Genomic DNA, 21893 nt, shown 5'->3' on the forward strand with positions numbered 1-21893 from the left:
TGTCTGCGTGCCCTTCGTCAAGCGGGGGAGGTGGGTGGTCAGTGGCCCGGGCGGTGCCGTCGGCTCACCAGGGCGCCTTGTAGCCGGTGGTGAGCTTCCGGCCGGTGTGGCGCCACTTGGGCTCCTTGTCCACGGTCCTGGCCGTGATGGAGCGCAGCCGCCGGATCGCCGCGCCGTACGCGCCGCTGGCGGTGCTCGACAGCCGCGCACCGGGCGGTTCGTCCATGAACGGCATGAACATGTCCGGGAAGCCGGGCATGGTGCAGGCGATGCAGATGCCGCCGACGTTGGGACAGCCGCCGATGCCGTCCATCCAGCCGCGCTTGGGGACGTTGCACTTGACGACCGGGCCCCAGCAGCCGATCTTCACCAGGCACTGCGGCGAGTCGTAGCGGTCGGCGAACTGGCCCTGCTCGTAGTAGCCCGCCCGGTCGCAGCCCTCGTGCACGGTCGCGCCGAACAGCCACGCCGGGCGCAGCTTGTCGTCCAGCGGGATCATCGGCGCGGAGCCGGCGGCCTGGTAGAGCAGGTACGTCAGCGTCTCGGCGAAGTTGTCGGGCTGGATCGGGCAACCGGGCACGCAGACGATCGGGATGCCCGCCTTCGACTTCCACTCCCAGCCCAGGTAGTCCGGCACGCCCATGGCGCCGGTCGGGTTGCCCTCCATGGCGTGGATGCCGCCGTAGGTGGCACACGTGCCGATGGCGACCACGGCCAGGGCCTTGGGCGCGAGACGGTCGATCCACTCGCTGGTGGTGATCGGCTGCCCCGTCTCGGGGTTGTCGCCGAAGCCGCACCAGTAGCCCTCCGCCTTGATCGCCTCATTGGGGATGGACCCCTCGACGACCAGGACGAACGGCTCGATCTCGCCGCGTTCGGCCTTGAAGAACCACTCGATGAAGGTGTCGGCGCCCCCGACCGGACCGCACTCGAAGTCGATCAGCGGCCAGTGCACCTGGATCTTGGGGAGGCCGGGAAGGCCGCCCAGGACGATCTCCTCGATGCTGGGCAACGTCGCGGCGGTCAGCGACACCGAGTCGCCGTCGCAACTCAGCCCCGCGTTGATCCAGAGAATGTGGATCGGGGCTTGCTCGTCCCCGGCTGCCGGGGTCCGCGCGGCGTCGTTCTGGGTCGAAGCTGTCGCATCCATCGGGATGCCTCCTCATCGAGCGACAAATGCCACATAAAGGCATCTATCCCCCTTGATAGCGAGTGGCTCGCCGGGAGGGGACGTCGAAGAGGGCCAATACGGTGACCGCCCCGCGTCGGGCGGCGTCGGCCGCGGAGTCATGGCCAAAGGGGCGTCGCCCATCGTGCCGCGGCGGGGGCGGCCGCACCCCGACGCCGCGCATCAGGGGCAGGAGGGAGCCGGCGTCTCCCGCAGGTGCGGCGGGGTGCCGGCCGCTGTCCGGCGGTGGACGAAGGCGGAGCGGAGGGCGTGGTAGGGGGACAGGGGGTCGAAGAATGCCTCCCGCATGCGCGAGAGCTCTTTGGCGCGGTGGGCCGCCAGGAGGCGCCGCGCCTCGCGGCGGTCGGCCTCCGCCTTCTTGGTGGCGATCCTGGGCTGGGTCCCGGCCGTGCGGGCCAGGCGGGCCGCGAGACGGACGACGTCGGCGCCGAACTCCCCCGGTCCGCACATCAGCAGCCGGTCCACCAGGCCGATCCGCAGCGCGGCGGCCGCGCCGACCGGGAGCGCCTGGCCGGTCAGGCGCGCGGCCATGGCGGGGCCGACCCGGCGGGGCAGGGTGTACGTCCAGTACTCGGAGCCGTACAGGCCCATCAGGCGGTAGTGCGGGTTGAGCACCGCGCCCTGGCGGCACCAGACCTCGTCGGCGGCGAGGGCGAGCATCACGCCGCCCGCGCCCGCGTTGCCGCCGAGCGCGGCGACCACCAGGCGGTCGGTGGTCGTGAGGACCGCCTCGACCAGGTCGTCGATGGCGGTGATGTTGGCCCAGGACTCGGCGCCCGGGTCGGCGGCGGCCTCGATGGTCTTGAGGTCGATGCCGTTGGAGAACACGTCCCGGGCGCCGCCCAGCACCAGTACGGAGGTGGGCCGGGTGCAGGCGTGGCGGTACGCCGCGAGGAGCCGGCGGCAGTCGGCGGCGGACATGGCGCCGCCCGCGAAGGTGAAGGAAAGGACGCCCGCCGCGCCGTCCTCGCGGTAGCGGATGTCGGCCCAGCCGTCCCGGGCGCCGGCGAGCTCCGGGGGCAGCGGGTCCTCCGGCAGCGGCGGCAGGAGGGCGCCGAGGGCGGTGACGGCGGGCAGCGCGAACGTGGGCGGCCCGTCCGGCGCGGGACGGGGCCGCAGCCGGGGGATCCACACGGCGCCGTCCCGGGTGGCCCGGCACACCGCGCCCGCGCGGGTGGCCAGCAGCCGGCCGGGCGCACCGCGCAGCCGGTCCTCGGGGTGGCCGCCGTGCAGGAACCAGCGGGCGCCGAGGAGTTCGTCCAGGACGCCGGGCCGTGAGTCGGCGGCGCGCAGCTTGCGCAGCACGGTCGCGGTCGGGTCGGCGGCCCAGTCGATGCGCCGCTCGTCCTGCCGGAGCGCCGGGCGGACGCGGACGGCGGCACCGAAGGCCGGATCGCTCTGCCGGCGGGGGACGTACGCGCCCGAGGCGAACCGGTCGACGGCCAGCAGGACGGCCTCCATCGCCGCGTCCGAGACCTCGCCCCGGTACAGGTCGCTCTTGCCGACCGGCGGCACCTCGCAGTCCACCGAGGCCCAGACCGGGCCCGCGTCCATCTCCTCCTCGGCCTGCAGCACCGTCACGCCCCAGGTGGCGACGCCCTCCTGCACCGCCCGGTCCAGGGAGGACGGGCCCCGGTCGCCGGGTGGGCCCGGGTGCACGATCAGGCAGGTGCGGGCGGTCCGGACGTCCGCGGGGATCGCCGCCTTGAGCATGGGCGCGACGACGAGCTCCGGCTCGTGGCGGGCGACCGCCGCGCGCATGGCGGCGCCGTCCGGTGTCACCTCGACGGCGACGGTGTGGCCCAGCTCGCCGAGTTCGGCGTACATGCGCTGCGTCAGGCTGTTGAACGCCGACGCCATGAGCAGGATGTGCATGACGACCTCCCGGGCCGCCCGGCACGATCGGGGAGGGGGAGCACCGGCCCCGGCCTTCAGCGATGATGCCCGTCCCGCGGGCGCCCGCGGGTGCGGCCCGGCCGCGGTTCACCCGATCGCCAGCGGCCCGCCCGTCACCGGGCGGTGGGGCCGTGTGATCCCGGAGCGCCCCATGGATTGACGCGGACGCATCAAACCGATAGGTCTACACCAGATGCATTTGGTGCAGACCATTTGCGCGTTCCCCCCACGGGAGGCCCGGATGCGAAGAACTCTGGCCCTGGTCACCGCGCTCGTCGGAGCGCTCGTCCTGCTCCTCGCCCCACCCGCCGCAGCGGCCGCCCCGAGCGCGGCCTTCGTCAAGACGGCCACCTGGGACACCGGATACCAGGGGCAGTACACGATCACCAACGGCGGCACCACCACCCTCAGCGGATGGACCGTCGAGTTCGACCTCCCCTCGGGGACGAGCGTCGGCTCGTACTGGGACACGCTGATGACCCAGAGCGGCAGCCACTACACCTTCAAGAACCGCGACTACAACGGCACCCTCGCGCCCGGAGCGACCGCCGCCTTCGGCTGGGTCTCCTCGGGCACCGGCGCGCCCGCGAACTGCAAGCTCAACGGCGGTTCCTGCACCGGCTCCGGCGGCGGTCCGGACACCACCGCGCCCAGCGTTCCCGGCGGGGTGACCGTCGGCTCGGCCACGTCCTCCTCCCTCACCGTCCGCTGGACGGCCTCCACCGACGACTCCGGCAGCGTCGCCGGCTACGAGGTCTCCCGGGACGGCGGCGCGCCCGTCGCCGTGACCGGCACCTCGTACACCGCGACCGGGCTGCAGGCGAGCACCGGGTACTCCTTCCGGGTCCGCGCCAAGGACGCGGCGGGCAACACCTCTTCGTACGGCGGCGCGGTGAGCGGGACCACCACCACCGGCGGCACCAACCCGCCCCCGGGTGGCGTGCGGACCGCGCCGTACGTCGACATGGGCGCCTGGCCGACGCCGAGCCTCACGACGCTGTCCTCGGCGAGCGGCCTGAAGAGCTTCACCATGGCCTTCATCACGGCCTCGTCCTGCAAGGCCATGTGGTTCAACGCCTACGACCCGCGCGACGGCTGGAACAAGGACCAGATCGACGCGATCCGCGCGGCCGGCGGTGACGTCAAGATCTCCTTCGGCGGCGCCACCGGCATCGAACTCGCCCAGGCCTGCGGCTCCGTCGACGCGCTGTACGCCGAGTACAACGCCGTGGTCAACGCCTACGGCCTGACGTACGCCGACTTCGACATCGAGGGCGCCGCCACCGCCGACCCGGCGTCCGTGGCCCGCCGCTCCCAGGCGCTGGCCCGCCTCCAGCAGGCCCACCCGGGGCTGCGGATCTCCCTCACCCTGCCCGTCCTGCCGGAGGGGCTCACGGCGGACGGACTGGGCGTCGTGCGCTCGGCCCGGGACGCCGGGGTGAACCTCGACGTCGTCAACATCATGGCGATGGACTACTACCGCAGCGCCGACTACGGCGACGCGGCGATCCAGGCCGCCAACAGCACCTTCGCCCAGCTCAAGTCTCTCTACCCCGGCAAGTCCGACGCCCAGGTCTGGGCGATGGTGGGCGTCACTCCGATGCTCGGGCAGAACGACGACGGCCGGATCTACGACCAGGCCGACGCCCGCCAGCTGGTGGGCTTCGCCCAGGGCAAGCACCTCGGCATGCTCGCCTTCTGGGAGACGACCCGGGACCGCAACGCCTGCACCGGCGCGCTCTACATGTGCACCAACATCCCGCAGTCGCCCTACGAGTTCTCGCGGATCTTCGCGGGCTACACCGGATAGCACCTCCAGGGCACCGTCCCCACGGGCCGTCGTCGTGTGCGGAACACGGCGGCGGCCCGCTGCTTTCCGGCCGATGTGGAGACGATGTCGTCGATCCGTGAAGGCGCTTTCACGGAGGCCCCGGTTCCACTGAGTCCATTCACCCGGACGCCCAGCCCACCGCAAGTGCGACACAACGGATAGTACACACTGTGAACAACCGGTGACCGAAAGTCGCGGAGCGATGTGACGGGCGGGCGTTCGATGCACAAGACTCCTCGACGTCCGATATCCGGATCGAGTGCCGAAGGAGTGTTCGCTATGCGGTTCAGTGCGGTGGGGACCTGCCTGGCCCTGGTGGCGGCGGTGTGTTCGGCGGGAGTCGCGGCCGGCCCGGCGGAAGCCCGGCAGACCGGGGCGACGAGCCTGTACGCGCCGTCCGCGCTCGTCCTGTCCGTGGGGAAGGGAGAAGACCCCGCGACGGCGACGATACAGCGCTCGGTCGTGCTGCGCTGCAAGCCCACCCCGTACGGCGACCACCCGGACCCGGTGGCCGCCTGTGCGGAACTCGTCGCTTCCCGCGGCGACTTGGCGGCGATGACCGCCGGCGCGGAGGGCGTGACCTGCACCCGGATCTGGGATCCGGTCGTGGTCACCGCCGACGGGGTCTGGGAAGGCCGGCGCGTCACCTTCGCGCAGACCTTCGGCAACCCGTGCATGCTGCGCGGCAGTGACACGGCCGGCGTCTTCGCCTTCTGACGCCGATGCCGTGAACCAAGGCCACGGGGTTCACCGTGGGGGAGAGCCCTGTGAGGGGGCGGCCGACTCGTGGGACGGGGTCGGCCGCCCCTGTATTCTCTGCCGGTCCGCCGCGGCGTCAGGTCGTCTTGATCTGGCCGCCGTCGATGGTGAACTCCGCCCCCGTGACGTTGCCGGCGACGGGGGAGACCAGGAAGGCGACCAGGGCGGCGACCTCATCGGGCTCGGTGACGCGTCCGGTGGAGATGCCCATGGTGCGCGGCACGACCTCGTCCAGGGCCTCCTGGGCGGTGGTCCCGGCCGCCGCGGCCGTCTGGTCGGCGAACGCGCCGGGGGCGGTCCAGAAGGGCGTGCGGACGGGGCCGGGGGCGACCGCGTTGACGCGGACGCCGCGCGGGGCGAACTCCTCCGACAGTGACTTCGTCAGGTTCGCCAGCGCGGCCTTGGCGGCCGAGTAGTCCACGACCATGGGGAAGGGGAGGCGCGCGTTGACGGACGTGATGTTGACGATCGCGCCGCCGCCCGCCGCCACCATGTGGGGGAGCGCGGCGCGGGTGGTGCGGACCGCGCTGAAGAAGGAGATCTCGAAGACACGCCGCCATTCCCCGTCGTCCACCTCGAGGAAGCTGCCGCGGGACGTCCCGGAGCCCACGTTGTTGACCAGGATGCCGACGGAGCCGTAGCGCTCGGCGGCCTGCCGTACGAGCTCGGCGGGGCCGTCCGGGGTCGAGAGGTCGACCGCCACGGGGGTCACTTCGTAGGCGTCCCGGAGGGCTTCCGTCCCGGGGGTGACGCTGCGGCTGCCCGCGACGACGCGGGCGCCCTCGCGCGCGAGCGTCTCCGTGATCGCCAGACCGATGCCCCGGCCGGCTCCGGTGACGACCGCGACCTTGTCCTGGAGTTGCAGTTCCACGGGACCCCCTTCGGGACGGGACGGTGCGTATCGAGCCTGGGGGAGGGCGGGCGGGGTCGCCATCGGAGCGCCGCCGGGTGGGGGCCCGGTGTGAGGGTGGGTCAGATGCATGGCCGTCCGCCGTGGTGGTGCCGCGGAGCGGTGTGCGGCGGGATGGCAGGTATCAGCCTTGTACGACAGAGGACTTGACGGGGTATTGGTCTAGTCCTACCGTCATCCCTCAATCGCAGTGTTCACGGGTGCATCCATAGTTCATCCATGTGAACATGCCGTCTCCTGGGAAGGCGTCCCCCCATGTCCCACAGGTCTCAAGGTCTCCTCACCAAGGGCATCTTCGCCCTCGTCGCGGCGCTGGTCGCCGCCCTCCTGGCCGCGCTGCCCGGCAGCGGTCGCGCCGAGGCCGCGCCGGCCGCGTTCAGCCACCCCGGCGTCCTGGTCAGCCGCGCCCAACTCGACTTCGTACGCGGCAAGGTGCAGGCCGGGGCGCAGCCCTGGAAGGGCGCGTACGACCAGATGATGGCGTCGAGCTACGCCTCGCAGTCGCGCACCCCCAAGCCGCGCGCGGTCGTCGAGTGCGGCTCCTACTCCAACCCCAACTATGGCTGCACCGACGAGCGCGAGGACGCGATCGCGGCCTACACCAACGCGCTGGCCTGGTACATCACACGTGACGCCAAGTACGCGCAGAAGGCGATCCAGTTGATGGACGCGTGGTCGGCCACCATCACCGACCACACCAACAGCAACGCCCCGCTGCAGACCGGCTGGGCCGGCTCGGTGTGGCCCCGCGCCGCGGAGATCATCCGCTACACCTACACCGGTTGGCCGAACGTGAACCGCTTCGCCACCATGCTGCGCAACGTCTACCTCCCCGAGGTCATCAACGGCTCCAAGAGCAACGGCAACTGGGAGCTCAGCATGATGGAGGCCGCCGTCGGCATCTCCGTCTTCCTCGACGACCGCACCTCCTACGACAAGGCCGTCACGCGCTACCTCAACCGCGTCGCCGCGTACGTCTACCTGGACACCGACGGCGCGCTGCCCAGGACCGTGCCCGGCAGCGGGCTGGACACCCGGGACGAGATCGTCGGCTACTGGCAGGGTCAGTCCACTTTCGTGACCGGTCTGACCCAGGAGACCTGCCGCGACTTCACGCACACCGGCTACGGCATCTCGTCGATCTCGCACGTCGCGGAGACCAGCCGGATCCAGGGCGAGGACCTGTACCCGCAGGTCGGCGAGCGGCTCCGGCAGGCGCTCGGTTTCCAGTCCAAGTACCAGCGCGGTGAGGCCGTGCCGTCCTGGCTGTGCGGCGGGCACCTCAACCTGGGGCTCGGGCCGGTCACCGAGGTCGGCTACAACGCGATGCACAACCGGCTCGGCATCGCCATGACCAACACCCAGGCGCTCACCGAGTCCCAGCGTCCGGCCGGCAGCAACAACCTCTTCGTCGCGTGGGAGACCCTGACCCACGGCGATAACCTCTCCTGACCCGGTAGAGGTGATCGGCGGCGGAGGGAACAGGCCATGCCCGTACGTGTCGAGCGCAGCGGACCCGTCACCACGGTGGTGCTCTCGCGCCCTGAGGCGCGCAATGCCGTCGACGGTCCCACGGCCCGGGAACTGGTCGAAGTCTTCCGCGAGTTCGACGCCGACCCCGGCGCCTCCGTCGCCGTGCTGTGGGGGGAGGGCGGCACCTTCTGCGCGGGTGCCGACCTCAAGGCCATCGGCACCCCGCGCGGCAACGAGGTGACCGGAGTGACCGAGGGGGGCGGCGGGGACGGTCCCATGGGACCCACCCGCCTGCGGCTGGGCAAGCCGGTCATCGCGGCGATCTCGGGTCACGCGGTGGCCGGCGGCCTGGAACTGGCCCTCTGGTGCGACCTGCGGGTCGCCGAGGAGGACTCGGTGCTCGGGGTGTTCTGCCGGCGCTGGGGCGTGCCCCTGATCGACGGCGGGACGGTACGGCTGCCGCGGCTGATCGGGACCTCGCGGGCGATGGACCTGATCCTGACGGGGCGTCCGGTCGACGCGGCCGAGGCGTACGCCATCGGCCTGGTCAACCGGGTCGTCCCGGCCGGCGGAGCCCGCGCCGCGGCCGAACGGCTCGCCGCGGAGATCGCGGCCTTCCCGCAGACCTGCGTACGGCAGGACCGGCTCGCGGTGCTGGAGGGCGAGGGGCTGGAGGAAACCGCCGCGCTCGAAGCGGAGTTGCGGCACGGCAGGGTGTCCCTCGCGGAAGCGGGGGAGGGCGCGGCGCGCTTCTCGGCGGGGGCGGGGAGGCACGGCGCGTTCGACGGGAGCTGACCGGCGCGGAATGTCCGACGGGGGCCGATCCGCGCCGGTCGCCCGGTTGACCTGCGCCCATCGCGTGCCCGCCGTGTGTGCTTCGGCCGATTCCCGTGTGTGGACCAAGGACGCGCTCTGGACATCCGAATGTCATGGGCACTTAAATCTGGCACCGCCTCACCTCCGCACCCGGGCCCGCCCCACCGTGGCCGGACGCAGATGCGGGGACCGCGCACGCCCCCCACCAGAGGAGCACGATGCAGCCCAGCACCAGACGTGCCGCGACCGTCATATCCGCGGCGCTGGCCGCGACCGCCGTCACGGCCGCCCTCCTGACCCCGTCGACGGCGTCGGCCTCGGCCTCCGGCCGTGACCTCCCCTCCCGGGCCACCGGCGTCGCCCGCGCCGACGCCGCCGTCACCGCCAACGCGACCGGGCTCTCCGTCACCTCCGCGCAGGACCGGAGCGTCCGCGACGTCGTCACCGACGCGGACGGCGCCCAGCACATCCGCTACGACCGGACCTACCGCGGACTGCCCGTCCTCGGCGGCGACCTCGTCGTCCACCTCGCACCCGGCGGCGCCTACGAGGGCGCCGAGCGGGCCACCCGCTCCGACCTGGCCGTGCCGAGCACCACCCCCGCCGTCAAGGCCGCCACCGCCGCCGACAAGGGGCTGGCGGCACTGCGTTCCGCCCACCGCGGGACCTCGTTCCGGCAGGCAAAGGCCAAGCCGCAGCTCGTCGTCGACGCGCTGCACGGCACGCCCCGCCTGGCCTGGCGCACCACCGCCGTCGGCCTCGACAGCCTGGGCAACCCCGCCGCCCGCGTCGTGCTCACCGACGCCCGCACCGGTGCCCGCATCGACGCCTGGGACGCCCTGGAGACGGCCACCGGCGACGGCAAGTCCCTGTACGGCGGCACCGTGTCCCTGGAGACCACCCTCAGCGGCAGCACCTACCAGCTGAAGGACCCCACCCGGGGCAACACCTACACCGGCGACGCGCAGAACAAGACCGACCTGTGCATCTTCGGCATCTGCTTCTCCCGGGCCCCCGCGGTCCTCTTCACCGACGCCGACAACCACTGGGGCACCGGCACCACCGCCGACCGCGCGACGGCCGCCGTCGACGCCCAGTACGGCACCGACGAGACCTGGGACTACTACAAGACCGTCCACGGACGGAACGGCATCGCCGGCGACGGCAAGGGCTCGTACAACCGCGTGCACTACGGCAGCAACTACAACAACGCCTTCTGGGACGACAGCTGCTTCTGCATGACCTACGGCGACGGCGACGGCACCACCTTCGGGCCGCTGGTCGCCCTCGACGTCGCCGGGCACGAGATGTCGCACGGCGTCACCTCGCGCACCGCGGCCCTCACCTACTCCGGGGAGTCCGGCGGCCTGAACGAGGCCACCTCGGACATCTTCGGCACCCTGGTCGAGTGGTACGCGGGCAACTCCTCCGACACCGGCGACTACCTCATCGGCGAGCGGATCGTGAAGTCCGGCTTCGGCCGGCCCGCGCTGCGCTTCATGGACAAGCCCTCCAAGGACGGCAGCTCCGCCGACTGCTGGAGCTCCGGTGTCGGCAACCTGGACGTCCACTACTCCTCCGGCGTCGCCAACCACTTCGCCTACCTGCTCGCCGAGGGCAGCGGCGCCAAGACCGTGGGCGGCGTCAGCTACAACAGCCCCACCTGCAACGGCTCCACGGTGGGCGGCATCGGCCGCGACAAGCTCGGCAAGATCTGGTACCGGGCCCTCACGGTCTACATGACCTCCGGCACCAACTACGCGGGCGCCCGCACCGCCACCCTCAAGGCCGCCACCGACCTCTACGGCGCCTCGAGCGCCGAGTACGCCGCCGTGGCCGCCGCCTGGTCCGCCGTCAGCGTGAACTGACGCCGCGCGGAGCCGTGGACCCGTGGGACCGGCCACCGCCAGGCCGGTCCCACGCGGTCCTGCGCGGTCCTGCGGGGCCCTGCCACACTGGCCCCCGTGACGACAACCGACGCGGCGGCGGCGATACACGCGCACGTGCGCGCCTTCAACGCCCGCGACCTGGAAGCGCTCCTGGCCGGCTTCACCGACGACGCCGTGTGGATCACCGGCACCACCACGGTGCGCGGCCGTGCCGCGCTCACCGCGCTCTTCGACGAGGCCATGCGCGGGCTGCTCCCCACCCTGGAGGTCCACGACCTCATCGCGGAGGGGGACCGCGCGGCCGGCCGGATGACCGAGATCCTGACCTACCGCGGCGAGCGCCGCAGCTGCTCCATCGCCGCGTTCTACGAGCTCCGGGACGGCCTCATCGCCTCGGCGAAGGTCTACCGCGAGGGCAGCGCGGACGTGGCCTGAGGCCGGGGCCCGGCGGGCTCGTCAGGAGGAACCGCTCCCCGTCCACGGCCGGAGCTTCTCCGGATTGCGGACCGCCCAGATGCGGGAGACGCGGCCGCCGGTGATGCCGAACGCCGCCACCGTCACCGTCGTCCCGGCGTGCTGGGCGACCAGTCCGGGCCGACCGTTGACCGTCCGCTCCAGCAGCGTGAGGCCCGGGGTCCTGCCGGCCATGTGGAGCAGGTACCGGGCGATGCGCTCGCCGCCCTCCACCGGGCGGAGGACGGCACCGACCAGTCCGCCGCCGTCGGCGACCATCGTCGCGTCGGGGTCGAGGAGACCGACGAGGGCCCTGATGTCCCCGGCCTCCCACGCCTCCTTGAAGTGCCGGACCACTCCGGCCTGCCCGGCCGCCGGGGCCGACGGGTCCCGCGCGTCGCGGACCCGCCGCCGGGCCGAGTAGGCCAGTTGCCGGCAGGCCGCCGGCGTTCGGCCGACGATCTCGGCCACTTCGGGGAAACGGAACCGGAAGACGTCGTGCAGGACGAACGCCACGCGCTCGGCCGGCGTCATCGACTCCAGCACGACGAGGAAGGCCATGGTCACCGACTCGTCCAGGGTGACCCGGTCGGCGGGGTCGGCCGACTCGGTGCCTCCTCCCGCGCCGCCGCCGGCCGGCCCGCCGGCCCACTCCGAACGGTCGGGCAGCGGCTCGGGTATCCAGGAGCCGACGTAACGCTCGCGCCGGACGCGCGCCGAGCCGAGCAGGTCCAGACAGACGCGGGCGGCCACCGTCGTCAGCCAGGCGCCCGGCGACTCGATCGCCTCCTGCTGCTGCCGCGACATGGCGTACCAGCGCGCGTAGGTCTCCTGCACGGCGTCCTCGGCCTCGGCCAGCGAACCGAGCAGCCGGTAGGCCAGGTTGATCAGATGACGCCGCTCGCCGACGACCGCGCTCAGGTCCGGTTCGGACCCGTCCCGCCCTGCCTGGAATGGGGTGCTCATCGCCGCGACCGCTCCCTCGTCCGTCCCGTCCGCTTCCGCTCTCGCACCTACGACGAGACACCGCCCCCGTTTGTCAGGGCGGGGCTCCGCCTGACAGTTCACGGGCCCGGTTCGTCGGACCGACGGGACAGTACCGACCCGCCGCCGAGGGACAGAAGAGGGACCGCGCCATGACCACACGTACAACGGCAGAACACCGCAGCCTCACGTTCCTTCGGACCGCGGTCGCGCTGCAGACCGTGGCGATCTTCTTCCAGGCGGCCACCGCCGGAGCACTGCTGTCCTCGTCCCACGGCGAGGCGCTGCACAGCGCCGGAGCGCGCGTGATGTACGCGGCATCGATGCTGTACGTCCTCGCCGCGGTCCTCGCGTGGCGACCGGGCGGCGGATCGCCCCGCCCGATCCTGTACGCCTCCGGCTTCCTGGCCCTCGCCTCGGTGCAGGTGGTACTGGGCATCGCCCACAAGCCGTCGCTCCACGTCCCCCTGGGCGTCCTGATGTTCGGCCTGAGCGTCCTGGCGCTGGGCCATGTGCTCTACGCCCGCCGGGCGTGACGGGCACGCGGTCACATCCGGCCGGCGGCCGTCACCAGGGCCAGGGCCGCGGCGCGCAGATCGCGCTCCCACCCGGGCAGGAGCGTGGGGAGCAGCCACTCGCGACGGGGCCGTGCCGGTGGCCTACCGGCCGCGGTTCCGCTCGTCGAGGGTGTCCATCAGCCGCGTCAGGAGCCGGCCCACGGCCGCACCGGCGGGCCCGAAGTCCTCCGGAAGGTGGGCGCCGGGCTCCCGCAGCCCACTGCCCCTGACGTCCAGGCGCTGGCCCCCGCCCACCTTGAGCGGACCCAGCTCGCGGGCCCGGACCGCGAGGTAGAGACGGTTCAGCCATTCCAGCCACAGTTCCGCCGCCTCGGGCCGGAGCCGCACCCGAACGGGCCCGGGCGCGGTCAGGGCGTCCCGGACGACGGCATCGGCTGCGGCGATGCGGTCGGCCAGGCGGTCGCGAATGGACTGCGCCGCCGAGTCCGCCTCCCAGCGCCGCAGGGGATCGCCGATCGCCTCCTCCGTCAACTCCACCACGCTTTCCGGGCCGTTGTGGACGGGGGCCGCGTCGGCCACCAGCAGGTCGGCCAGCTCCAGCAGTGCGTGCCGCAGGGGGTCTCGCAGACGGACGACGACGGTGTCGCCGTCGACGCTGAGATCGGCGTCACCCATGGCGCACCGTCGCCCACAGGCTCGCCGACATCAGTTGCACGGCGATGACCTCGCACTCCTCGCGGTCCCCGCTGAAGACGGCTGTCTTCCCGTGCGTGTGGGCCAGCAGCATGAGGCGTTTCGCCTCTTCCTCGCTGATCGACAGGACGCGGACGAGGGTCCGCACCACGTACGACATCAGATTGACCGGATCGTTCCAGAGCAGGACCGCCCAAGCGGAGGGCGTCACGGTGTCGGTGTGTTCGTCTGCGACGGGGGCGGCTTGGACCGGCGTGGCCACGGTGTCCTCTCAGCGGTGAAAGAGCCCTCGGGTACGGGCGGGCGGAGGACATCATCGCGCGGGCACAACTTCGGGCGTGACCGGGGGCACCCTCGTCGGCTCCCGCGTGCCGGGCAAGGTCTCGCACGCGCTCCGGATCGTGTCGACTCGGCTGACGGCGGGGTTCGCCCGCTCGGCCATGGTGCCGATCGACCACGCGTCGGGGACGGGTCCCCGCCCGCATCGGCCGGTCCGTGGAGGGGGCGATGCGGGCATCGGGGAGCCCGCGGGTCAGAGGTCGAGCAGATGGATGCGGCGGCGGGACGAGGTCGGCGTGCCGAGCGTGATCCGGGGGCGCGACCTCGCGGTGGTGTCCGGTACGGCCCGCTCGAGGTGGACGCGGCCGCCGAGTTCGACCAGGCCGTCCGGTGCCGGGGCGGTGAGGATCTGGGAGCCGCGGCCCTGGGCGATGTTGAGGGCGCGGTCGAGGCGGTCGGTGAGCAGGAGCGCCGCCGAGCCGGTGGCCTCGACCTCCTCGACGCCGTCGCCGCGGCCCGGGAAACCGCGGGCGCGGACGCGTCCGGCGGGCTCGTCCTCCCAGGCCCAGGCGTAGATCCAGTCGCCCGGTGGGGGGACGGGCAGTGCGTCCACCTCCTCGGGCGAGCCGTACTGCCGCAGTGTGCGGGGCGGGGCCCACGAGGGGCTGGCCTCGAGCCAGGTGAACTCGCCGTCGAGGCGGACGCCCACGACCCCTGCGGGGGTGATCAGTTCGGGGGCGTCCAGCAGCCACGCGGTACCCATGCAGGGGGAGCCGGCGAAGGGCAGCCGTCCGTCCGCGGAGCGGATGTCGATGATGCCCCGCTCGGGGTCGTCGACGAACACGGTCTCGGTGAATCCCGATCGCCTTGCGAAGGCGACACGGTCCTGTTCGTCGGCGACGGTGCTTCCGTCACGCACCACGGCGAGCCGTTCGCCGTGGCCGCCGTCGGGTCCGCAGAAGACCCGCACTATGTCGTAGCCGGTCATGGTCGCAGCCTGCCTCATGCCTGCGTGGCGGGGGAGAGGGGCGCCGGGGTGCGGAGCGCGGCGCTCTGGAGCGTGGTGATGCGCTCGATGACGAGGCACAGCAGCCCCGCCGCGGCGAGCATGAGCGCTTCGGCGACCGCCAGGGCGGCCCGGGAGCCCGGGGCGGCCTCGGTGGTCAGCGTGAGGGCGATCCCGTGCCCGATCCAGGCTGCCCACCAGAGGTTCACCAGTACCGAGTCGCGTTTCGGGTTCCACGACGGGGAGCTCGCGCGCCCGATGTCGAGGACGAACTGCCGTGGCACGAAGAGGTTCAGCAGGGGGACGAACCACGCCCCGATCAGCCAGCCTCCGCCCGGGAGCTTGGCCTGCGGGGCCAGCGCCAGGGCATTGCGCCGGGACCGGGCCAGCCACACGAGGAAGAGCACGACTGTGAGCGTCATGAGATAGACGAAGACCTGGGACACGGAGCCGGAAGTGTGCCGGGTCGCGGCCGAGGGATGGATCTGTCGGTTCTGGACGGCAACCGCCCGGAACACATCCAGGATCGCGGCCGCCGCTATCGCCGTCTGGGCGCAACGGGCGAGCAACAAGGGGGATTTGGGGGGCTTGCTGGACATCGTGGATGGCCTGTCTCGGGTCGTGCGCGGCTCCGGTGGACACGGGAGCGGAGTGATCATAGGGGCTGAGGGGCGCACGTGTGTACGGGTTGCGGGTCCTCATCCCCGGGGCTGTACGTCCCCCACCACGTGGGCGAGCGTGCCGGCCGGGGCGGCGCGTTCGTCGGGGGGCATGCCCGGGTGGTGGCCCGCCGTCACGGGCAGGCCGGCGGACGCGGAGCCGGCGAGGGACAGGCGCGAGACGATGCGGTAGCGGTCGCCGCGGTAGAGGGAGTGCACGTACTCCACGGGGCGGCCGGCGGCGTCGCTGGTGAGGCGGTCGAAGAGCAGTGCGGGGGAGAGCACCGGCACCTGCAGCAGCCGGGCCTCCTCCTCGTTGGCGACGGTGGGTTCGATGGACTGGACGGCCTCGTGGACGTGGACGCCGTGCCGCTCGCGCAGGCAGGCGTAGAAGTCCCCTGACTCCATGTCGGCCGCGCGCAGGCCCGGCACCAGGTCGGACGGCACGTGCAGGTACTCGACGGCCATCGGCTCGGCGTCGACGAGGCGGAGGCGGGCGATGTAGACGATCTCGGCGGCGGGCGACACCCGGAGTTTGCGGCCGACACGGGCTCCCGCCCGCACCGTGGCGAACTCCAGGACGCGGCTGAGCCAGTGGCCGGAGGCCTGCGGCAGGCTGAAGGTGTTCTCCCCCTGGGCGAGTTCCTGGGTGATCTTCGCGGGGGCGACGAACATGCCGCTCCCGTGGCGACGGACGAGCAGTCCGGTGGTGACCAGTTCGTCGACGGCCGAGCGCACGGTCGGCCGGGAGACGTCCAGCTGCTCGCACAGGGCGCGTTCCGAGGGGATCGGGGTGCCCGGGGCCTGTGACTCGACGAGTTCCAGGAGATGGTCGCGGACCCGTTCGCGCTTCAGCGGCGACCGCGGTGCCTCGCCCGGCATGTGCCCCGCCCCCTCTCCGTGGCCGTGCGGTGAGTGCCGTGCCCATGAGGCTATCCAGTTGCTGACCAGTTCTCCAGGGTTTCCCGCAGTCGCATGTGTTGCCGTCGCTCCGAATTCCCTTCCTGTCATGGGACTTGACCCCCCATCTGGTCTATGCCACCTTCCCTTACCAGTGGAAGACCAGTTGCCAAGTGGTAAGCCCTCCCCCACGCGCTCCACCCGACTGGAAGGGGTCCCCATGTCAGGACCGTTCCGCACCACCGCCCGGGTCCGCACCGCCATCGCCGCCTGTACGACGGCGGGCCTCGCCTGTGCCGGGCTCGTCGCGCTGCCCGCGTCGGCCGCGGCGACCACGCTCACCGCGCAGTACCGGACGAGCGCGTCCGGGGCCACCGCGGACCAGGCCGAGCCCTGGCTCGAGATCACCAACCGGGGCGCCTCCTCCGTACCGCTGAGCGAGGTGACCCTGCGGTACTACTTCAAGGCCGACAGCCCCACCACCGCGTACCGTTTCGCGTGCTCCTGGGCGGTCAAGGGGTGCGCCAACATCACCGGCACCTTCGGTACCCTGGCCAATCCGACCGCCACCGCCGACCGTTACCTGGAGATCGGCTTCACCTCCGGGGCGGGATCGCTCGCCGCCGGGCAGAACACCGGCGACATGCAACTGCGCTTCTACCGCGCGGACTGGCAGCGCCTGACCCAGTCCGACGACTACTCGTTCAACGGCTCCCGGACGACGTACGCCGACTGGGACAAGGTCACCGTGCAGCGCGGCGGCTCGGTCGTCTGGGGCACCGCGCCCGCCGGCAACGACCCCACGGACCCGCCCACCGATCCCCCGACTGACCCGCCGACCGACCCCAACGCGCCCGCACTCTTCGACGACTTCAGCTACACCTCCAGCAGCGACCCGGCACTGCAGAGCCACGGCTGGACCGTGAAGTCGGGCCAGGGCGGTCCCGGCGTGCCGGGCGCCACCTGGTCCCCGCAGGACGTCACCTTCGTGGCGGGCACCGGGAGCAACAAGGTCATGAACCTCCGCCTCACCACCGACGGCACCGCCGCCGGCACCAAGGAGAGCGAGATACAGACCACCGCCCGGAAGTTCCGCAACGGCACCTACGCCGCCCGCGTGCGCTTCAACGACACCCCGACCGGCGGCCCCGACGGGGACCACGTCGTCCAGACCTTCTTCGCCTTCACCCCGCTCAACGCGCCGATGGACCCGAACTACAGCGAGCAGGACTTCGAGTACCTGCCCAACGGCGGCTGGGGCGAGCCGAGCAACATCATGTACACGACGTCCTGGGAGACCTACAACCCGGACCCGTGGAACGCGGTCAACACCCACTCGGAGAGCCGCCAGAGCTACGAGGGGTGGCACGACCTGCAGATCACCATCGACAACAGCGCCATCACCTACTACATCGACGGCCAGGTCTTCGGCTCCCACGGCGAGCCCTACCTGCCCGAGACCAGCCAGTGGATCGACTTCAACCACTGGCTCATCGACCTCACCGGCCAGACGGGCAGCACCCCGCGCTCGTACAACCAGCAGGTGGACTACGTCTACTTCGTCAAGGACCAGGTGCTGACCCCGGCCCAGGTCGCCGCCAAGGTGGCCGGGTACCGCACCGCGGGCACCGCCTTCACCGACACCGTCCCGGGCAGCTGACCGGGCCCCGTACCGCCGCCCACCGCCACAGGGGCGCGATGGGCGGCGGTACGGGCCGCCCCTACGGAAGCGACCGGCAGTACAGTGCGTCCGGCGTCCGGGAGGAGCCGAAGCGACCGGTCCAGGCGATGCCCGCCGCGTACTCGCCGTCCGCGCACTGACCCTTGTAGCTGCCGTACGCGAAGTCCCCGCCCGCGCCGGACGCGGGACGGTTGTCGCCCCGGTCGAACCACACGGTGCGCCCGGCGCCGCCCAGGGCCGTGCCCGCGGTGGCGCACAGCGCGCTGGAGACGGCGGCGCCGCGGACCGCGTAGCCGACGAGGAACGAGCCGGCCGGGCACTGGAACTTGGTGTAGCCCGAGGCCCAGTCGCCGCCCGACGGCACGTACCGCTCGTCCGTGACGACCTGGTACGCGCCGGAGGAGGCCCACAGGTCCCCGGCGCCGGCGTCCGTGCACAGACCGCGGTTGCCGGTGTGCGCCAGCCCGATCAGCCGCTGCCCGTCCGGGCAGGCGGCCTTGCGCGCCCCGGAGTCCCAGTCGGGGCGGGCGCGCATGCGCAGGCTCTGCACGAAGTCGCCGTGGTCGGGGCCGAGCATCGACCAGCGGGCGACGGGGGCCACGTACCCGCTGCGGCCGGAGGTGCCGACCAGCCGGGACCACGCGTCGCCCCGCCAGTCGTCGCCGTCGTACAGGCCCATGCGGTGCCCGGCGGCGTCCCAGTGGAGCAGCGCCCAGCCGTTGCCGTGGCGGTTCTCGTGCCATCCGACCAGCGGCCAGTAGGCGAAGTCGGTGTCGTTCCGGATCAGGAAGTCGGTGAAGTTCGCGAACCACGCGCGGGACCTCTCGTCGGTCTCGTCCCGGCCGCCGACGCCGAACTCGCTGATCCACAGCGGTGCCGTGTAGTGCCGGCCGGTGTCCGACGACACGTAGAAGGCCTGCCGGAGCAGCTCCGCGTACAGCTCGTCGCGCCCGAGGTCGCGGTAGCGCGGGTCGTGGGTCTCGCCGATCCCGGTCGCGCCGCTGTGGCGCGGGCCGGTGTAGCCGTAGAAGTGCGCGGAGTACACCAGCTTCCCGGACCGGACGAGGGTGTGGGACAGCCGCTGGACGGGCTCGAGGGTGGGGCGGTCATGGGGGAGGCCGTCGACGGGCAGGCCGGTCCAGTTGATGCCCTCGACGACGATCAGCAGATCGGGGTTGGCCTCCTGGAGGATGCGGTCGCCCAGGTGCTGGGAGGCGGCGAACCAGTCGTGGTCGTCCCCGAGGCCCCAGTTGGGGTCGTCCCACACCGAGCGGCGCACCTCGTTGTACAGGTCGGCGCCGACGACCCGCTTGTTGTCGCGGTAGCGGCGGACCATGGACAGCCAGTCGCCCTCCCAGGCGGCGGTGGACTGCGAGGCGTTCCAGCGCTCGTTGCCGTCCACGCCGCAGCACCAGCGGGTGGTGTTCGTGTGGTTGTTGAGGATGACGGCGAATCCCGCGTCCGTGAGGGCCGCGACCACGGCGTCGTACACCTGCAGCGGTGTCCTGCCGCGCAGTTGGGGGTTGGCGGCGACGGAGGCGTCCGTGACGGGGACCGTGTCGTGGATCATCTCGTCGGAGAACGGCAGCCGGACGCTGTTGATGCCGAGTTCGGCGAAGCCGGAGAGGATCTCGGCGATCGGCGCCCGGTCCAGGCCGAGGGGCATGCGGCCGGAGTCCTCGCCCGCGTGGTGGTTCGCGGGGTCGGCGGTGTCGCCCGAGCCGTTCCAGGTGCCGCTGGCGCCGTGCCAGTTGCCGGACCTGAGCTTGAAGCGGTTGCCGTCGGCGTCGACGATGTAGCGCCCGCGGGTGCTGAGTGGCGGGGTCCAGGACGCGGCGAGGGCGGTGGCCGGCGCGGCGGGGGCGGACGCGGCCGACGGGCCGGGTTCGCGCGCGAGCGCGGTCGTGGGGGTGAGCAGGCCGATGAGGGTGACGAGCGCGGCGGCCACGGCCGTGAGGGGCCGGCGCGGTAACGTCGCGGCCACGGCTACGGCACCACGGTGTAGGAGTTGAGCTGGTCGACCGCGCTGTTCGGCGAGCCGAGGTCGTAGCGGTCCACGGCGACGTACGTCGGCTTCTTGCGGGCGGCCGGCTCGCAGAAGTTCTGGACGCGGTTGAGCAGCTTGCCGTTGTCGGTGGACGCGGTGCCGGCGAGGGTCGTGTCGCGGAAGTGGTTCATCACGAAGAGCGGCCGGAAGCCGGACTCCTCGCGGGTGAGCGGCACGTTGACCCCGGCGCCGTACCAGCGGCTGTAGCAGGACCAGTCGGAGGTGCCCGCGCCGGAGCCCATCGACCAGTAGTTCTCCACGGTCCACTCCTGCTGGTACATCACGCCGTAACTGTCGCGCCTCAGGCCGGTGTCGGAGCCGCGCGTCCGGTCGCTGAAGATCATCAGCTGCTTGCCGCGCGCTGCCAGGTCGCCCATGGCGGGCCAGCCGTGCTCGCGCACGCCGTCCTCGTCCGGGCGGTAGAGGACGTCGTACAGACCGTTCACCCGGGAGAGTTCGGAGCGCAGCACCTCGGGCGAGACGTAGTCCTCCAGGAAGACGGTGACGAACTGCCCCGGGTGCTGCCGGAGGAAGTCGACCATCCGCTGCAGGTCCACCCAGAGGGCGACGGGGCGGCTGACCAGCGTGCAGCTGTTGTGGCAGAGGATCGCGCCGTCCGGGGTCTGGTGGATGTCCATCATGAAGCCGCGGACCCCGTCGGCGAGTTGCTGCGAGATGCCGCGCGACTGGTTGGGGAAGAGGTTCACGAAGGGCGGTGCGAAGCCGCCGTCGACGCCGTTGGCGTAGGCGTTGTGCGCGGTCAGGAAGGTGACCTGGTCCAGGGTGCGCGCGTCGGCGGGCGGCATGGCGGTCCGGGGGAGCGGGGCGGGCGTGAGGTACCACCGGGACAGCGGGCCCGCGGCGCCCACGCGCGGCCGCTCGGGGGGGACGCCCCCGCTTGGCGCGTCGCCCAGCGTGAGGCGGTCCGCGGTGCCCGGCACGCCCAGGGTGTACGTACCGTCGCCGGCCGCCGATATCTCCCAGGCCGCGCTCGCGGCGCCGCACGCCACGATCGCCGCGTCGGCGCCGGAGCGGCCCAGGCAGTGGGCGGTGTCGTCGGTGCTGCGCAATTCCTGGCCGCCGGAGACGGCGACGGCCGTCCACTGCTGACGGTCCTCGTTGCCCTTGGGCCGGTGCAGCGCCACCGTGCCGCCGCTGTCGGAGGCGTTGAGGCCGTTCACGGCGCTCTGTACGTAGAAGGTGCCGCCGGGCGCGGCAGCGGTGGCGGCCCCGGCGGGCGGCCCGGGCACGGCCGCGGTCACGGCCAGGACCGCGGCCGCCACGGCCACCGAGCCGGCGCGGGGCAGGGAGACCAGACGATTGCCTCGAGTGGTAGTCATGCGCATGACATACCATCGGTAACGCTTGCCATGTAAGGGCGTGTCGGGCCGGGGCGGCGCCGTCCCGGACGGGCCGGCGCCGGCGCCCCCGGGGCATGCAGGGACGGGGCCCGCGCGACGGCTCAGTGGTCGGGCACCGGCCGCCGTGTTCATGTCCTGCGAACCGGCGCGTCACCCACGCGGTGCCGCGCCGACCGGCTCAGGCCTCGATGATGCCGGGTCCGACCCACGCCTCGGTGGCGGCTCCGGGGCCGACCCAGGCCTTGACCACGCCGGGTCCGACCCACGCCTCGGTGGCGGCTCCGGGCCCGACCCAGGCCTTGACCACGCCGGGTCCGACCCACGCCTCGGTCGGGGCCGCGGACGGGCCGCCCGTTGCGGCGGCCGCCCCCGCGGCGATCAGCAGGGCGGCGGCGGACAGTGCCAGAGCGGTGGCATTACGGCGGATCATCATTGGTTCCCCCCTTGGTCCCACAAGTCGTTACCGACCGTGTTCACCAAGTTACGCGGGTGCACCCGGGTGGGGATGAGTACGCGTACTCATCCCCACCCGGCGGATCTACTCCTCCC

Annotated in this window: 20 protein-coding genes; 8 read left to right on the forward strand and 12 right to left on the reverse strand. The window is 72.5% G+C overall.

Going from position 1 to position 21893, the window contains the following annotated elements; genetic code table 11:
• Positions 1–64: 64 nt before the first annotated feature.
• Both ACFW3D_RS15855 and ACFW3D_RS15860 read right to left on the reverse strand, forming a co-directional pair.
• Complete coding sequence (locus ACFW3D_RS15855; RefSeq protein ID WP_326579194.1) at positions 65–1150, reverse strand: NADH-quinone oxidoreductase subunit B family protein; 1086 nt, start codon at positions 1148–1150, stop codon at positions 65–67.
• A gap of 201 nt (positions 1151–1351) precedes the next feature.
• Positions 1352–3064 carry a hydrogenase maturation protein gene (locus ACFW3D_RS15860; RefSeq protein WP_500504714.1) on the reverse strand — a complete coding sequence of 571 codons (1713 nt, stop codon included), beginning with the start codon at positions 3062–3064 and terminating at the stop codon, positions 1352–1354.
• A gap of 262 nt (positions 3065–3326) precedes the next feature.
• Between ACFW3D_RS15860 and ACFW3D_RS15865 the strand changes: the two genes are divergently transcribed.
• Positions 3327–4895, forward strand: coding sequence for a cellulose binding domain-containing protein (locus ACFW3D_RS15865; RefSeq protein WP_500504715.1), 1569 nt, complete (start codon positions 3327–3329; stop codon positions 4893–4895).
• A 300-nt stretch (positions 4896–5195) separates the two neighbouring features.
• On the forward strand, positions 5196–5633 hold the full coding sequence (locus tag ACFW3D_RS15870; RefSeq protein ID WP_500504716.1) for a subtilase-type protease inhibitor: 438 nt from the start codon (positions 5196–5198) through the stop codon (positions 5631–5633).
• Between the two features lie 118 nt (positions 5634–5751).
• Here the strand turns inward: ACFW3D_RS15870 and ACFW3D_RS15875 are convergent, their stop codons facing one another.
• Positions 5752–6546, reverse strand: a complete 795-nt coding sequence (locus tag ACFW3D_RS15875) for an SDR family NAD(P)-dependent oxidoreductase (RefSeq protein WP_500504717.1) — start codon at positions 6544–6546, stop codon at positions 5752–5754.
• 294 nt (positions 6547–6840) lie between these two features.
• Here ACFW3D_RS15875 and ACFW3D_RS15880 point away from each other — a divergent pair, with 294 nt between their 5' ends.
• From ACFW3D_RS15880 to ACFW3D_RS15895, 4 genes are all read left to right on the forward strand, one after another.
• The gene (locus ACFW3D_RS15880; RefSeq protein WP_500504718.1) at positions 6841–8037 is read left to right on the forward strand and encodes an alginate lyase family protein; all 1197 of its coding nucleotides are present in this window, start codon (positions 6841–6843) and stop codon (positions 8035–8037) included.
• Positions 8038–8073: 36 nt separating this feature from the next.
• Entirely contained in the window at positions 8074–8853 is a 780-nt protein-coding gene (locus ACFW3D_RS15885; protein ID WP_500504719.1) for a crotonase/enoyl-CoA hydratase family protein, read from the forward strand.
• Between the two features lie 239 nt (positions 8854–9092).
• Positions 9093–10742 carry a M4 family metallopeptidase gene (locus tag ACFW3D_RS15890; RefSeq protein ID WP_500504720.1) on the forward strand — a complete coding sequence of 550 codons (1650 nt, stop codon included), beginning with the start codon at positions 9093–9095 and terminating at the stop codon, positions 10740–10742.
• Between the two features lie 96 nt (positions 10743–10838).
• On the forward strand, positions 10839–11198 hold the full coding sequence (locus ACFW3D_RS15895; protein ID WP_500504721.1) for a nuclear transport factor 2 family protein: 360 nt from the start codon (positions 10839–10841) through the stop codon (positions 11196–11198).
• A gap of 21 nt (positions 11199–11219) precedes the next feature.
• On the opposite strand, the gene sigJ is transcribed toward ACFW3D_RS15895, so the two are convergent.
• A complete protein-coding gene (gene sigJ / locus ACFW3D_RS15900) occupies positions 11220–12182 on the reverse strand; it encodes an RNA polymerase sigma factor SigJ (protein ID WP_500504722.1) in 963 nt (320 codons plus the stop codon).
• Positions 12183–12352: 170 nt separating this feature from the next.
• Between sigJ and ACFW3D_RS15905 the strand changes: the two genes are divergently transcribed.
• On the forward strand, positions 12353–12736 hold the full coding sequence (locus tag ACFW3D_RS15905) for a hypothetical protein (protein WP_500504723.1): 384 nt from the start codon (positions 12353–12355) through the stop codon (positions 12734–12736).
• A 123-nt stretch (positions 12737–12859) separates the two neighbouring features.
• On the opposite strand, the gene ACFW3D_RS15910 is transcribed toward ACFW3D_RS15905, so the two are convergent.
• The 5 genes from ACFW3D_RS15910 to ACFW3D_RS15930 form a co-directional block, all read right to left on the reverse strand.
• Positions 12860–13393 carry a hypothetical protein gene (locus tag ACFW3D_RS15910; protein WP_500504724.1) on the reverse strand — a complete coding sequence of 178 codons (534 nt, stop codon included), beginning with the start codon at positions 13391–13393 and terminating at the stop codon, positions 12860–12862.
• Entirely contained in the window at positions 13386–13622 is a 237-nt protein-coding gene (locus ACFW3D_RS15915; RefSeq protein WP_500504725.1) for an ATP-dependent Clp protease adaptor ClpS, read from the reverse strand. Before ACFW3D_RS15915 ends, ACFW3D_RS15910 begins: the two co-directional genes overlap by 8 nt.
• A 321-nt stretch (positions 13623–13943) precedes the next feature.
• The gene (locus tag ACFW3D_RS15920; protein WP_500504726.1) at positions 13944–14678 is read right to left on the reverse strand and encodes a PhzF family phenazine biosynthesis protein; all 735 of its coding nucleotides are present in this window, start codon (positions 14676–14678) and stop codon (positions 13944–13946) included.
• Between the two features lie 14 nt (positions 14679–14692).
• On the reverse strand, positions 14693–15355 hold the full coding sequence (locus ACFW3D_RS15925) for a DUF4328 domain-containing protein (protein ID WP_500504727.1): 663 nt from the start codon (positions 15353–15355) through the stop codon (positions 14693–14695).
• A gap of 39 nt (positions 15356–15394) precedes the next feature.
• Complete coding sequence (locus ACFW3D_RS15930; RefSeq protein WP_500504728.1) at positions 15395–16237, reverse strand: GntR family transcriptional regulator; 843 nt, start codon at positions 16235–16237, stop codon at positions 15395–15397.
• Positions 16238–16475: 238 nt separating this feature from the next.
• Here ACFW3D_RS15930 and ACFW3D_RS15935 point away from each other — a divergent pair, with 238 nt between their 5' ends.
• Entirely contained in the window at positions 16476–17915 is a 1440-nt protein-coding gene (locus ACFW3D_RS15935) for a cellulose binding domain-containing protein (RefSeq protein ID WP_500504729.1), read from the forward strand.
• A 61-nt stretch (positions 17916–17976) separates the two neighbouring features.
• Here the strand turns inward: ACFW3D_RS15935 and ACFW3D_RS15940 are convergent, their stop codons facing one another.
• The 3 genes from ACFW3D_RS15940 to ACFW3D_RS15950 form a co-directional block, all read right to left on the reverse strand.
• The gene (locus ACFW3D_RS15940; RefSeq protein ID WP_500504730.1) at positions 17977–19920 is read right to left on the reverse strand and encodes a glycoside hydrolase family 5 protein; all 1944 of its coding nucleotides are present in this window, start codon (positions 19918–19920) and stop codon (positions 17977–17979) included.
• A gap of 2 nt (positions 19921–19922) precedes the next feature.
• Positions 19923–21323 (reverse strand): phosphoinositide-specific phospholipase C-related protein, encoded by a 1401-nt coding sequence (locus tag ACFW3D_RS15945; RefSeq protein WP_500504731.1) that lies wholly within the window; start codon positions 21321–21323, stop codon positions 19923–19925.
• 199 nt (positions 21324–21522) lie between these two features.
• Complete coding sequence (locus tag ACFW3D_RS15950) at positions 21523–21777, reverse strand: hypothetical protein (protein ID WP_500504732.1); 255 nt, start codon at positions 21775–21777, stop codon at positions 21523–21525.
• Positions 21778–21893: the final 116 nt, after the last annotated feature.

It is taken from the genome of Streptomyces sp. NPDC058864 (assembly GCF_042742985.1).
Lineage (GTDB): Bacteria > Actinomycetota > Actinomycetes > Streptomycetales > Streptomycetaceae > Actinacidiphila.